The sequence below is a fragment of the Nocardioides sp. LS1 genome (genome assembly GCF_003865225.1).
GTDB lineage: Bacteria > Actinomycetota > Actinomycetes > Propionibacteriales > Nocardioidaceae > Nocardioides > Nocardioides ginsengisegetis.
On sequence record NZ_BIFF01000002.1, the window covers coordinates 1,290,443 to 1,303,880 of the forward strand.

Sequence of the window (13,438 nt, forward strand, 5' to 3'; positions counted from 1 at the left end):
TCTTCGGTTCTGTCAGAGCGATTCTGAGCGAGGTGGCGCTGCGGGGCGGCCGTCAGCGGGACCGGAAATCGCTCCCAGCGGCTCCTGGCGAGGCCGATTTCGGGGGTCTACGCCGGCCGGCGCCGATGTTTCACGTGCAACATCGAGGTCAGGACCGGGCCGCCCTCTTCGCAGCGCGCTTCGCCGCCCGCTCCCGCTTCTCGGCGGCGTCGAGGGCGGCGGCCTCCTCCAGCGTCGGCGCGGTGCCGCCGTGGCTGGCCGGCACCCACCAGGACCCCGGCGGCTGCTCGTCGGCCGGGTAGTCGGCGATGGCCCGATCGAGCATCGTCGCCATGACGCTCTTGAGCTCGGCGGTCTCGGCAACGGCGTTCTCGCCGGTCGGGTGCAGGGGCTCGCCGACGTGGATGGCGATCGTCTTGCCGCGGGAGAAGTCCTTGGGGTGGTCCTTGGTCATCATCCGCTGGGTGCCCCACAGGATCACCGGCACCAGCGGGACGCCGGCCTCGGCGGCGATCCGCACCGCGCCGGACTTGAACTCCTTGAGCTCCATGGCCCGCGAGATGGTCGCCTCGGGGAAGATCCCGACGGCCTCACCGGCCTTGAGGTAGTCCACGGCGGTCCGGAACGACGCGAGTCCCTCGCCGCGGTCGACCTCGATGTGGTGCAGCGAGCGCATCAGGGGACCGGTCCAGGTGTGGTCGAAGAGCTCGCGCTTGGCCATGAAGCGCACCTTGCGGCCCGAGGGGTTGGCGGCGAGGCCGCCGTAGACGAAGTCGACGTACCCGATGTGGTTGTAGGCCAGGAGGACGCCGCCCGTGCGGGGGACGTTCTCCGTCCCGGTCATCTGGAAGCGCTGGCCCAGCACCCGGAAGGCGGTCTTGGCCGTGGCGATGATCGGGGGGTAGGTGAGGTCTCGCATGGGGTGACTCTAGGGGCACCCCGGTGACCGGCGGGCGTCGCGGAGGAGCTGTCTCAGCAACGGACCAGCGGCGGATCAACGACGGGTCAGCGACGCATCGCGAGGAAGTCGCCGATCCGCCCGATGGCCTCCTCGAGCATCGCCACGTCGGGCAGCGTCACGAGCCGGAAGTGGTCGGGCTGGAACCAGTTGAAGCCGGTCCCGTGGGTGACGAGCAGCTTCTTGGCGCGCAGCAGCTCGATGACGAACTGCTCGTCGTCCTCGATGGGGTAGACCTCGGGGTCCAGGCGCGGGAAGCAGTAGAGGGCGCCCTGCGGCTTCACGCTGGAGACGCCGGGGATCTCGTTGAGCAGCCGGTGGGCGAGCATGCTCTGCTCGTAGTAGCGGCCGCCCGGGCCGATCAGCTCCTCGACCGACTGGTAGCCGCCCAGGGCGGTCTGGATCGCGTGCTGCGCCGGGACGTTGGAGCACATCCGCATGTTGGCGATCAGCGTGAGGCCCTCGAGGAAGTCGGTGGCCATCTCCTTGGGGCCCGAGATCATCACCCAGCCGGCGCGGTAGCCGCACACGCGGTAGGCCTTGGACAGTCCGCTGAAGGTCAGGGAGAGCACGTCGTTGCCGGCGTACGTCGCGGCGTGGTGGTGGACCGCGTCCTCGAAGAGGATCTTCTCGTAGATCTCGTCGGCGAACACGACCAGCTCGTGCCGGCGGGCGATGTCGACCAGCCCCCGGACGGTCGCCTCGCTGTAGACCGCGCCGGTGGGGTTGTTGGGGTTGATGATCACCAGGCCGTGGGTGTTCTCGGTGATCTTGGCCTCGATGTCGGCGAGGTCGGGGTTCCAGTCGTCGGCCTCGTCGCAGCGGTAGTGGACCGCCTTGCCCCCGGACAGGGTGATCGCACCGGTCCACAGCGGGTAGTCCGGCGCCGGCACGAGGATCTCGTTGCCGTCGTCGAGGAAGGCCTGCAGCACCATCGAGATCAGCTCGGAGACGCCGTTGCCGATGAAGACGTCCTCGACCGAGACGTCCTTGAGGCCGTGGGACTGGTAGTAGTGCGCGACGGCGGTGCGGGCCGACCAGATGCCCTGCGAGTCGGCGTACCCCTGCGACTTCGGCAGGTGGTGGATCATGTCGGCCAGGATCGCCTCGGGCGCCTCGAAGCCGAACGGTGCGGTGTTGCCGATGTTCAGCTTGAGGATCCGGTGGCCCTCGGCCTCCAGCCGCTGGGCCTCCACGAGGATCGGGCCGCGGACGTCGTACCGGACGTTCTGGAGCTTCCTGCTCTGTCGGATCGGGCGCACGCGCTCATCCTGTCAGGGACCCGGGTGCGGCGCGCCGCCCGGCTCGCGGCCTGATACTCCCCGGAGCCCTCGGGGTGCGGCCTATGGTGGGAGGTGACGTAGGCGCCCGCATGGTTCCGGCACGAGGGGCGCCGGGGAGGACGCCATGTCGCGCAAGATCGTCCGGCTCACCCTGGACCACCTCGACGCGCTGCCCTCACCCTGCCGCTCCTGTCTCTTCTGGGAGCTCGACCCGGTCCGCCGCGCCCGGGTCGACGACCCGTGCGGGGAGAAGGACGCCTGGGTCTCGCAGGTGCTGAGGGAGTGGGGCTCGTGCGGGCGGATCGCCCTCGTCGACGACCAGCCGGTGGGCTACCTCATCTACGCCCCCGAGGCCTACGTGCCCGGCGCCGCCGGCTTCCCCACCGCGCCGGTCTCGCCCGACGCGGTGCTGCTGACCACGGCGTACGTCGATCCGGCGCACGCCGGCGGCGGGCTGGGCCGGATGCTCGTGCAGGGGATGGCCCGCGACCTGATCGAGCGGGGCGGCTTCCGGGCGGTGGAGGCCTTCGGCGACACCCGCGGCCGGCACGCCGGCACCTGCGTCCTGCCGGAGGCGTTCCTGGGGGGAGTGGGCTTCAAGACCCAGCGCGCGCACAGCACGACGCCGCGGATGCGGATGGAGCTGCGCTCGGCGCTGACGTGGAGGGACGAGCTCGAGGTTGCGCTGGAGCGGCTGCTGGGCGTCGTGCGCCCGCACAAGCAGAAGGCGCCCGCCCCCACGCCGAAGGCGACGAGGAGCGGGCGCCAGGCCCTGTGACGGGCAGCTCAGGCGATGAAGTCGGAGAGCTCGTTGAGCAGCGTCGCCTTGGGGCGGGCGCCGACGATGGACTTCACGACCTCGCCGCCCTGGTAGACGTTGATCGTCGGGATGCCGGTCACCCGGTAGGACGACGGGGTGACGGGGTTCTCGTCGACGTTCATCTTCAGGAACGTGATCTTGTCACCGTGGGCCGTCGCGATCTCGTCGAGGATCGGGGCGACCTGGCGGCACGGGCCGCACCACTCGGCCCAGAAGTCCACCAGGACGGGCTTGTCGGACTTGAGGACCTGCGCCTCGAACTCGGCGTCGGTCACGGCAGCGATGTTCGCCACGGGAACTCCCTTTCGGTTGGTGCTTGTCGGTGAAGCGTGCTGGTGCTGAAGTCTGCGATGAGTGAACACGACGCCGGGGACATCTGTTCCCGCGCCGCTCGGTGACGGCTCGGAGGAGTCAGAGACCCGCGGTCTGCACGGTCTCGGTCAGCACCTCGGCGGTGCCGGCGTCCCGGGTGCTGGCGGCGTGGTCGAGGTCGGCGAGGTAGCGCTCGGCGTCGAGGGCGGCCGCGCAGCCGGTGCCGGCGGCGGTGATGGCCTGGCGATAGTGGTGGTCGACCAGGTCACCGGCGGCGAACACGCCGGCGAGGTTGGTCCGCGTCGAGGGCTGGTCGACCAGCACGTAGCCGTTGTCGTCCAGGTCCACCTGGCCCACGAGGAGCTCCGAGCGGGGGTCGTGGCCCACGGCGATGAACAGGCCGGTCGCGTCGAGCTCGCGGGTCTCGCCGGTGACGGTGTCCTTGAGGGTGAGCGACTCGAGGCGGTCCTCGCCGTTGATCTGGTCGACGGCGGAGTTCCAGAGGATGTCGATCTTGGGGTCGGCGAATGCGCGCTCCTGCATGATCTTGGAGGCGCGCAGCTCGTCGCGGCGCACGATCAGCGAGACCTTGGAGCCGAACCGGCTCAGGAAGGTGGCCTCCTCGACGGCGGAGTCGCCGCCGCCGACGACGGCGATGTGCTGCTCGCGGAAGAAGAACCCGTCGCACGTCGCACACCAGGACACGCCGCGGCCCGAGAGCTCCTCCTCGCGGGGCAGGCCCAGCTTGCGGTAGCCGGAGCCGGTGGCCAGGACCACGGCGCGGGCGGTGTAGGTGTCGGTGGCGGTCTTGACGACCTTCACGTCCCCGGTGAGGTCGACCTCGACGACGTCGTCGGCGACCAGCTCGGCGCCGAAGCGCTCGGCCTGGGCCCGCATCTCGTCCATCAGGGCCGGGCCCATGATGCCGTCGCGGAAGCCCGGGAAGTTCTCGACCTCGGTGGTGTTCATCAGTGCGCCACCGGCGGTCACCGAGCCCTCGAAGACGAGGGGGTGGAGGTTGGCCCGCGCGGCGTACACGGCTGCGGTGTACCCGGAGGGGCCGGAGCCGATGATGATGACGTTGCGGGTGTCGGACTGGGACTCGGGCATGGAGTCGATGTCTCCTCGATCGCGGTGCTGGGCCTTGGTAGAACCGATCGTAGGTGAGGAATCTTCCCGGCCGGGCCCCGACCAGCCCGACTAGGGAGCGGGCAGCGTGATCGAGCGGAGGGCCACGTCGCTGCCGCAGGCGAACAGGTCGACGACCTGGGTGTCGCCGGCGACGGCGCGGAACACCAGGACCGCCTGCTGGCCGTCGTAGGTGGCCGGGACCAGTCGTCCGGAGCCCCAGTCGCCCCGGGGGCAGGGGGCGACGGCGGTGGCCGCGCTGGTGCCGTCGGAGGTCTGGTCCTGGGTGGACCGCAGGGAGCTGCGCAGCAGCTGGCGGGCGTGGCGTACGTCGGCGGAGAAGTGCTGCTCGCGCACCCGGACCGGCTGCGGGAGGGCGTAGGAGTCCACCGAGTCACCGGCCGCGCTGCCGCCGAGCGCGCTCTCGCTGGACGGGGTGTCCTTCTGGGCGGTGCTGGGGAGCTCGCGCGCCGAGTCGGCGCTGGAGGCCGCTCCCGAGCCGGAGCCGGAGTCGCCGCCTCCCACGACCTGGCCCAGGCCGACGCCGACCGCGACCACGGCAGCCGCGGCCACGAGCATGCTCGCAGCCCGGCGGCGACGGTGCGAGGCGAGCTGGACGACGGGGGCGACGACGGGGGTGGGGTGCTCGCCCCGGGCGAGGTCGGCGAGGACCCGGTCGAGCCGGGTGGCGACGTCCTCGGGGATCGGAGCGGAGTGGCGCGCGTCGGCGAGCAGGCGGCGTACCTCCTGCTCCTGCTCGGGGGTCAGGTCGGGCTCGTGAGGCTCACGGCTCATGGGGGCGCCTCCTCTCAGGGGTCTCGGCGGGCGTGCGGGCGGGCGGTCGGGGTCCGGCGGTCAGGCCGGCGGCCCGCGGGGGGTCTTCTGGGATCGGACGGCCCCGCCCGGGGGCGGGTTCCCCGGATCGGGGTGGTCCGGGTCACGGTCGGGGCGCAGCACGTCGAGCAGCTCGGCCAGTCGCGCACGTCCACGGGAGCAGCGGGACTTCACCGTCCCGACCGCACAGTCGAGCATCACCGCCACCTCGGCGACGGGGTAGCCCTCCATGTCGACGAGGACGAGCGCGGCCCGCTGCTCGGCCGGCAGGGAGTGCAGCGCGGCGAGCACGGCGCGACGGCGCTCGTCCCGGACCGAGAGGTCGGCGGGGTCCTCGGCGGCGTCGGTGGCCGAGGCCAGCGACCCGCGGTTGCCGTACTCCTCGAGGTCGTCGGGCAGCGGGTCGGCCCGGCGCACGCGCGCGGCCCGGATCCGGTCGAGGCAGGCGTTGACGACCACACGGTGCAGCCAGGTCGTCACGGCCGCGTCGCCACGGAAGGACCCGGCGCGCCGGTAGGCGGCGACCATGCCGTCCTGGAGCCCGTCCGCGGCGTCCTCGGGGTTGCCGAGGGTGCGCAGGGCGACGGCCCAGAGCCGGTCCCGGTGGCGCGCGAAGAGCACGCCGAACGCGTCGTGGTCGCCGTCGACGTGGGCGTGCAGCAGCTCCGCGTCGGTGCGGCCGTCCTCGGGCGGCGTCATCCGCGGACTCCCACCTCGGCGATCTCGCCCCGGTAGCCACCCGCGATCTGGGGCAGCGAGGTGAGCCACACGGTGACGTAGCGACCCGTCACCGGCTCGTCGAGGGGGACCCGCTGACGGGCCGCGGCCGTCACGCTGGCAGCGGGCGTCAGGCCGCGTACGCCGGTGGGGGCGGTGTCGGTGACGTAGATGCTCACACCGGTGGCGGCACCCACGAGCGTCAGGTCGACCTCGGACACGTCGTGGCTCTCGCCGAGGTCGATGGTGAGCCCGACCCCGGTCTTCAGGCCGCCGGGACCCATGTTCTGGTCGTAGGTCATCGTCCGCCAGGCCGTCGTGGCGTCGCCGTCGACCGCGAGCGGAGCGAGGTCGGGGTTCTCCTCCGGGGGGTCGCCCTGGGGGTCGAAGTCGGAGGCGGTCAATGTGGTGATCGGGGTGCTGGAGGCGACCGGCGTGCCCTTCGCGCTGCTGGAGCTCGAGTCGTCGGGCTCGGCGCCGAGCGGGGTCTTGCCCCGGCCGAGGTTGTAGGCGACCAGCACGGCCACGAGCAGCACCAGGGCGGCCAGGATCCCGAAGGCCAGGCGCAGCCAGCTGCGACCGGGGACCTCGTCGTCCTCGTCCTCGTCGGGGACCGGGACCGCGCCCGTCCCGGTGCCGGTGCTGGTGTCCCAGGGCCAGTAGTCGCGTGCGCCGGTCGCCGCCGAGGGTCGGGTCTTGCGGACGGGCTGGCCGTCCTCGGGGTCGGGGGCGAAGAGCGGGCGCTCGGGGTGCGGCTCGAAGGGCGGGGGCGGCGGGGCCTTCTCGGCGCGGGCGGACAGCCAGGACACGTCGTCGGTGGCGTCGTCGAAGATCGGCAGTCCGGCCTGGGTGGGCAGGTCGACCGAGGGGGTGGGCACCGCGTCGGGCGCGGACCCGGGCAGCTGGTCGTGGGTGGCGGTGATCGCGGCGGCGTCGTCGGGCACCGACTCGTCGACCGGGTCGGTCACCGGCGCGCTCACCGGGCCCGGGACCTCCTCGGCCTCGGGCTCGGGCTCGGGCATCTCGGGCAGCGGGGGCAGGACCGGCATCCGCGTGGTCTCCTGCCCGCGCGAGCCCTCGCGGCGCTCACGGCTGGTCACCTCGGCCTCGGCCATCCCGGAGGGGTCGCCCACGAAGTCGGTGAGGGCGTCGCGGATGCCCTGGGCCGTGGTCAGGTCGTGGCCGTCGCGGCTCGAGGGCACGGCGTAGGGGTTGACGACGGCGTCGCAGAGCAGGTCGAGGGTGCGCGGTATGCCCGCCCGGACCTGGCGGGGTCGCAGCAGCCGGCCGTGCTCCTGGGGGGCGGCGGGCACGTTCGAGCGGGAGACCCCCGGCCACCGGCCGGTGAGCGCGCAGTAGAGCAGCCCGCCGAGGTCGGCGACATCGGTGGAGACCCGGCCCGGAGGGAGGCCGTGCAGGGCCGCGTCGACGGAGAAGCCGATGATGCGCACCGAGCCGGAGCGGTCGACGATGACGTTCTCGGGGACCAGCCGGCCGTGGGCGACGCCGACGGCGTGGGCCGCGGCCAGCGACGCGGCCACCTCCGAGACGAGCCACGCGGCGCGGCGGGTGGCGAGGGGGCCCTCGTCGGCGAGCATGACGTCGAGGGAGTGCCCCGACCCCCACTCGTTGACGACGTAGGTGACGCCGTCGACCTGGTCGGCGTCGAGCACGCGCAGCAACCGCCGGTCCGGGACCGTCGCGGACTGCCGGGCGGCCTCGAGGAGCCCGGGCGCCCGCTCGTCGTCGGCGTCGATCACGTGGAGCGCGACGTGGCGCTGCAGCACCTCGTCGTGGGCCCGCCAGAACCGGCCGCCCTCGCTCTCGGCCAGGAGATCGACGAGTCGGTAGCGGTCGGCGAGGACGTCGCCGGGCCGGATGGAGTTCGGCACGCAGCTCCCCTCTTCCTCTCGTCCCCGCTCGGGCTGTCTCCCGGTCATCGTAGGGCGCGTCAGGACTTGCGGGCGGAGGGGAACCGCCGGGTGACGGTGTCGATGACGGAGGTCACTTCCGTGAGCCGGAGGACGCGGGCCATCACGACGAAGACGGCGACGTCCACGACCGTCACGACGAGGGCCCGGAGGGCCGCCAGCACCCAGAACGGATCCTCGGCGAGGCCGTGCAGCAGCCAGGCGACGACCAGCGCGACCGCGCTGGAGACGAGGGCGGCGATGCCGAGCCGGACCACGAACCGGACCAGCTCGGGAGTCCGGAGGCCGCCGAGGAGCCGGCGCAGGACGGCGTACGAGATGAGGGAGCCCACGACGTAGGAGACCGTGTAGGCGACCACGAGGGCGGGCGAGGTGTGCCGGGGGTCGGTGCGGGCGACGAGGACCAGCGCGGCGACGATGTTGGAGCCGGCGACGGCGCACTGGATCCAGAAGACGGTGCGGGTCCGCTCGAGCGCGTAGAAGCCGCGCAGCATCAGGTAGTGGACGGTGAAGAAGACCAGGCCGGGCCCGAACAGCGCCAGCGACGGTGCGTAGAGGTCGAAGTTGGACGACGCGGCGCCGTGGCCCCACACGACGTGGGACAGGTCCAGCGCGATCAGCGGCAGCAGCAGCGCGAAGGGCACCACGACCGACAGGGCCGTGCGCAGGGTGGAGGCCAGGGACCGGGCCAGGCCGGGGAGGTCGCCGTCGGTGGCCCGGCGGGAGAGCTGCGGCAGGATCGCGGTCGCCAGCGAGACGGTGATGATCGAGTGCGGGACCATCATGATCAGGAACGTCGAGGAGTAGACGGTGTAGCCGGTGCCCTCGGTCGCGGGGTGCGGGCCACAGCCGCCCGCCGACGTACCGCCCGAGGCGAGCTTGACCACGACGGTGTAGGCGACCTGGTTCACCACGACGAACAGCACGGTCCAGATGCCCAGGCGGAGCGTGTGGCCCAGGCCGCTGTTGCGGAAGTCGAAGCGCGGGCGGAAGGTGAAGCCGGCCTTCCTCAGGTAGGGCACGAGGATGAACAGCTGGGCCGCGATGCCGAGCGTCGAGCCGAGGCCGAGCAGCAGCTCCTGGTGGGAGGAGTACGCCGAGGAGAGCTGGGTCTGCGGGACCGGGCCGAAGGCCAGCAGGTAGATCGCCAGCACGGCCACCGAGATGACGTTGTTGGCGATCGGCGCCCACATCATCGGGCCGAACCGGCCGCGGGAGTTCAGGATCTGCCCGACCAGCACGAACATGCCGTAGAAGAAGACCTGCGGCAGGCAGTAGCGGGCGAAGTCGATGACCGACTCCCGCTGGTCGGCGAGGTTGGCGCAGGAGAACGAGCTGTCGAGGTAGAGCGACATCACCTGCGGCGCCGCCAGCACCAGCGCGACCGACACGGCCGCCAGGAAGAGCGCGGCGAGCGTGATCACCCGGTTGGTGTAGGCCTCGCCGCCGTCCGGGTCGTGCTTCATGGCGCGGACCAGCTGCGGCACGAGCACGGCGTTGAAGACGCCGCCGGCCAGCAGGATGTAGAGCATGTTCGGGATCGTGTTGCCGATCGTGAACAGGTCGGCGTGCAGCATGTTGCCCAGCGCCGCGGCCAGCAGGAACGACCGCACGAAGCCACTGAGGCGGGAGACCACCGTGCCGGCGGCCATGAGCGCGCTGGAGGCGAGGACCTGCTGGTCCTCCCCGTCGACCCGGTCGCTCATGCGGCCGATCCTGCGGCTGTGCGGGCGCGGCGGGCGGCGCGCACGCGGCGTACGAGACGGACGGCGATCGCGCCGAAGAGCAGGACGACGCCGGTGCCGAGGATCACCCAGATCACGGTGCTGACCTGGGCCGAGCGGATCGGGAGCTGGTCGGAGGACCCGAGCGGGGTGCCGTCGAGGTCGGTGACCACGAGCGTGACGTTGTGGACGCCCAGGGTGCTGGTGTGGGCGTTGAGCAGGACGGTGTTGCGGCCGTGGGGTGCGACGACGACCTCCTGGGGTCCTTCGATCGTCATCGGCTGGTCGGAGAGCGCCTTGATGCGGACCGTCACCGGCTGGTCGAGGCCGTTGCTGACCGTCGCCGCGAACCTGCCCGTGGTGCTGGAGAGCGTCACCGCGCTCGGTGCCTCGACGGCGATCGAGGCGAGCTGGCCGTCGATCCACTCCCGGGAGCGGTCCGCCGAGGCCCGCGAGCCGTCGGGGTGCAGCCGGGCGGAGTACGACGTGGAGGTCATCGCCTGGTCCGCGACCGCGCGGGCGACGGTGGTGTTCTGCGTCAGCACGTTCTGGAGGGTCTTGCCCGCGTCGACCAGCCCCTCGGCCGAGGTGAAGTTGGCGACGTCGAGCTCGCGGTCGACCTGTCGCTGCGGGTAGTGCAGCGCGTCCTCGGGGACCGCACGGCCGGTGCGGCTCGCGGCTCCGGAGACGGTCGTGAGGTCGAGCCACGGGATGTCGAGGCCCTCGAAGAAGCCGCTGGTGTCGATGGGCACCCAGTCGTGGGGCAGCACCACGACCAGCGGGGGCCGGCCCGGCTCGAGCAGCCGCAGGGCGGCCTCGCTCACGATCCGCTGGCGCAGCGCGACCGAGGTCAGCCGGTCCTCCGGGCCGGGGCCGCCGGTCGCCGCCGCGTTGGAGGTGGTCACGAGCGTGTGGCCGGGCGCGCGGGCCACGGTCGGGGCGTCGCCGTCGATCATCCGGTCGGTGACCAGCACCGTGTCGGAGGGGTCGGCCAGGTGGATGGCCTGGGTGGAGAGGTAGCCACTGGGTGCGCCGATGGCCGGGTGCATGGACAGCCCCCAGGGCGCGAGGGTCGTGCCGCTGCGCCGCCGGGCGCGCTCGTAGAGGCCGGGATCGCTCGCCGCCGCGGCGGAGACGTCCAGGTCGCCGTAGGGCAGGGCGAGGATCTCGCTGTTGCGCAGCGCGTCGTGGAGGCGGTCGAGCCAGGCGTCGCCGGCGACGGTGGCCGCGCTGTCGGCGGCCTGCTGGTCGGAGGTGGTGGTCCCGTCGCTCGGGCTGGCCGAGTCGGACGGGCTCGGGGACTCCGTCGCGCCCGGGCCGGTGGCGTCGGTCGGGGCGATCGAGCGGGGCGCGTTGCCCTCGGCCAGCCGGCGTACCGCGTCGGGCAGGGCGGGGTCGAGCAGCCAGGTGATCGGCCGGGAGCCGGCCGAGGCCCCGAAGTCGACCAGGGAGCGGAGCCGCCCGCCGGGGGCGAGGTCGGCGGTCCACCCCGGACCGTCCTCGAGGCTGCCGTCGGGCGCCCAGGAGATGTCGCGGCGCAACGGCACCACCAGGGCCGTCTGGACGCTCTTGCGGGTGGGGTCCACCAGCGGCAGGAAGGTCCGGGCCCGGCCGTCCGCGCCGTCGAGGCGGCCCTCGGGCGTCGCCCCCAGCGCGTGCACCCCGAACCAGTAGACGCCGGCCGCGCTGACCGGAAGGTCCTTGCGGGGGACCTTGATGGAGTACGGCGCGCTGGCGCCCGGGTCGATCTGGTCGATCGTGTCGAAGGTGCCGGGCTCGGTGACCCGGTCGCCGACGTACTCCTCGGGGTCGACGGCCGCGGCGTCCTTGAGCTCCTCGGCACTGGTCATCGGCGTGCTGGAGATGAAGGAGTAGGTGCGGACGTCGGTCCAGACCTCGTCGGAGTTGTTGGTGACCGAGCCGGTGACCCGGATCGGGCCGCGGCGCGGCACGTAGGCCGGGGTCAGCGTGTCGATCGAGACGGCGAGCGGGGCGTCGTACCGCGGGGCCGCTCCGGCTCGGGGGTGCGGCGCCGCGGCGTGCAGGGCGGTGCGGACCGCGGCGTGGGCGGCGATGCTGCTGGTCTCGGGGACGGGCAGCGCGGAGGCCGGTCCCGCGAGCGCGAGGGGACCCGCCAGTGCCGCCGCGGCCGCCACGAGGGCAGGCAGCAGCGACGCGGGGCGGACCATGGCGTCGACTCTATCGGCCGGGTCGGCGCCCGCCCCGCTGGTCCGCCGGGGCGTCGGAGCCGGGTCGGACGATAGAGTTGCCTCCCGTGCCTGACGCTCCGATGCCCCCACTCCAGCTGACCGACGTCCAACGGTCGGTCGCTTCGGAGCTGGACCGGATCGCGCCGGTGATCGACGAGCTCGGCCGCCGCTTCGCGGACGCGGGCCACGAGCTGTCCCTGGTGGGCGGCCCGGTGCGCGACGCGATGCTCGGCCGCCACCACAACGACCTGGACTTCACGACGTCCGCGCGGCCCGAGCAGACCGAGCGGCTGCTCAAGGGCTGGGCCGAGGCGATCTGGGACATGGGCCGCGCGTTCGGCACCATCGGCTGCCGCAAGGGCGAGTGGCAGGTCGAGATCACGACGTACCGCTCGGAGTCCTACGACCCCTCCTCCCGCAAGCCCGACGTGGACTTCGGCGACTCGCTCGTCGGCGACCTCGGCCGACGTGACTTCACCGTCAACGCGATGGCGGTGCGGGTCCCCGGGCGTGAGGTCGAGGACCCGTACGGCGGCGTCGTCGACCTGGCCCACCGGGTGCTGCGGACGCCGGGTCGTCCCGAGGACTCCTTCTCCGACGACCCGCTGCGGATGATGCGGGCCGCGCGGTTCGCCGCCCAGCTCGGCTTCACCGTCGACGAGTCCGTGGTCGCGGCGATGACCGCCATGGCCGACCGGATCGAGATCATCTCCGCCGAGCGGGTCCGCGACGAGCTGGTGAAGCTGGTGTGTGCGCCCTACCCCCGCCTGGGGCTGGCGCTCCTGGTGGAGACCGGCCTGGCGGAGCGGGTGCTGCCCGAGCTGCCCGCGCTGGCGCTGGAGCGGGACGAGCACCACCGGCACAAGGACGTCTACGAGCACACGCTGACCGTGCTGGAGCAGGCCATCGACCTCGAGCCGCGGCTGCCCGGGGAGGGCCCGGACTTCGTCTCCCGCTTCGCCGCGCTCATGCACGACGTCGGCAAGCCGCGGACGCGGCGGTTCGTCGACGACGGCACCGTGACCTTCCACCACCACGACGTGGTCGGCGCCAAGATCACCCGCAAGCGGATGAAGGCGCTGCGCTTCTCCAACGACGACATCGAGGCGGTCTCGAAGCTGGTCGAGCTGCACCTGCGCTTCCACGGCTACGGCACCGGCGAGTGGACCGACTCGGCCGTCCGGCGCTACGTCCGGGACGCGGGCGACCAGCTGGAGCGGCTGCACGTCCTCACCCGGGCCGACTGCACGACCCGCAACCAGCGCAAGGCCGACCGGCTCCGTCGTACGTATGACGAGCTGGAGGAGCGGATCGCCCGGCTGTCGGAGGAGGAGGAGCTGGCCTCGATCCGGCCCGACCTCGACGGCAACCAGATCATGCAGATCCTGGGGATCGGGCCCGGCCGCGAGGTCGGCCAGGCCTACCACCACCTCCTCGAGCTGCGGATGGACCACGGCCCGATGACCGAGGAGGAGGCGCGGGAGTCCCTGCTCACCTGGTGGGCCGCCCGGGGCTGAGCCG

General features: G+C 72.8%; 11 protein-coding genes. 2 read left to right on the top strand and 9 right to left on the bottom strand.

Translation table 11 applies throughout. From position 1 onward, the window contains the following. Nucleotides 1-148: 148 nt before the first annotated feature. Both EJF31_RS11050 and EJF31_RS11055 read right to left on the bottom strand, forming a co-directional pair. Entirely contained in the window at nt 149-919 is a 771-nt protein-coding gene (locus tag EJF31_RS11050; RefSeq protein ID WP_125037088.1) for a 1-acyl-sn-glycerol-3-phosphate acyltransferase, read from the bottom strand. 86 nt (nt 920-1,005) lie between these two features. Beyond that, entirely contained in the window at nt 1,006-2,220 is a 1,215-nt protein-coding gene (locus EJF31_RS11055) for a pyridoxal phosphate-dependent aminotransferase (protein WP_125037089.1), read from the bottom strand. 145 nt (nt 2,221-2,365) lie between these two features. Between EJF31_RS11055 and EJF31_RS11060 the strand changes: the two genes are divergently transcribed. Beyond that, the gene (locus tag EJF31_RS11060) at nt 2,366-3,019 is read left to right on the top strand and encodes a GNAT family N-acetyltransferase (protein WP_125037090.1); all 654 of its coding nucleotides are present in this window, start codon (nt 2,366-2,368) and stop codon (nt 3,017-3,019) included. A gap of 8 nt (nt 3,020-3,027) precedes the next feature. Here EJF31_RS11060 and trxA read toward each other — a convergent pair whose 3' ends face one another. From trxA to EJF31_RS11095, 7 genes are all read right to left on the bottom strand, one after another. Then, entirely contained in the window at nt 3,028-3,354 is a 327-nt protein-coding gene (gene trxA / locus EJF31_RS11065; RefSeq protein WP_125037091.1) for a thioredoxin, read from the bottom strand. A 118-nt stretch (nt 3,355-3,472) separates the two neighbouring features. Beyond that, entirely contained in the window at nt 3,473-4,483 is a 1,011-nt protein-coding gene (gene trxB, locus EJF31_RS11070) for a thioredoxin-disulfide reductase (RefSeq protein ID WP_125037092.1), read from the bottom strand. Between the two features lie 90 nt (nt 4,484-4,573). Continuing rightward, complete coding sequence (locus tag EJF31_RS11075; RefSeq protein ID WP_125037093.1) at nt 4,574-5,296, bottom strand: hypothetical protein; 723 nt, start codon at nt 5,294-5,296, stop codon at nt 4,574-4,576. Nucleotides 5,297-5,356: 60 nt separating this feature from the next. Beyond that, nucleotides 5,357-6,034, bottom strand: a complete 678-nt coding sequence (gene sigM, locus EJF31_RS11080; protein WP_125037094.1) for an RNA polymerase sigma factor SigM — start codon at nt 6,032-6,034, stop codon at nt 5,357-5,359. Continuing rightward, nucleotides 6,031-7,944, bottom strand: coding sequence for a protein kinase family protein (locus EJF31_RS11085; RefSeq protein ID WP_125037095.1), 1,914 nt, complete (start codon nt 7,942-7,944; stop codon nt 6,031-6,033). Before EJF31_RS11085 ends, sigM begins: the two co-directional genes overlap by 4 nt. A gap of 59 nt (nt 7,945-8,003) precedes the next feature. Then, entirely contained in the window at nt 8,004-9,689 is a 1,686-nt protein-coding gene (murJ, locus tag EJF31_RS11090; protein WP_125037096.1) for a murein biosynthesis integral membrane protein MurJ, read from the bottom strand. After that, nucleotides 9,686-11,896: a DUF6049 family protein gene (locus EJF31_RS11095; protein ID WP_125037097.1), complete on the bottom strand. Its 2,211-nt coding sequence runs from the start codon at nt 11,894-11,896 to the stop codon at nt 9,686-9,688. Before EJF31_RS11095 ends, murJ begins: the two co-directional genes overlap by 4 nt. A gap of 101 nt (nt 11,897-11,997) precedes the next feature. On the opposite strand from EJF31_RS11095, the gene EJF31_RS11100 reads away from it, so the two are divergent. After that, a complete protein-coding gene (locus EJF31_RS11100) occupies nt 11,998-13,434 on the top strand; it encodes a CCA tRNA nucleotidyltransferase (RefSeq protein ID WP_125037750.1) in 1,437 nt (478 codons plus the stop codon). Nucleotides 13,435-13,438 lie beyond the last annotated feature (4 nt).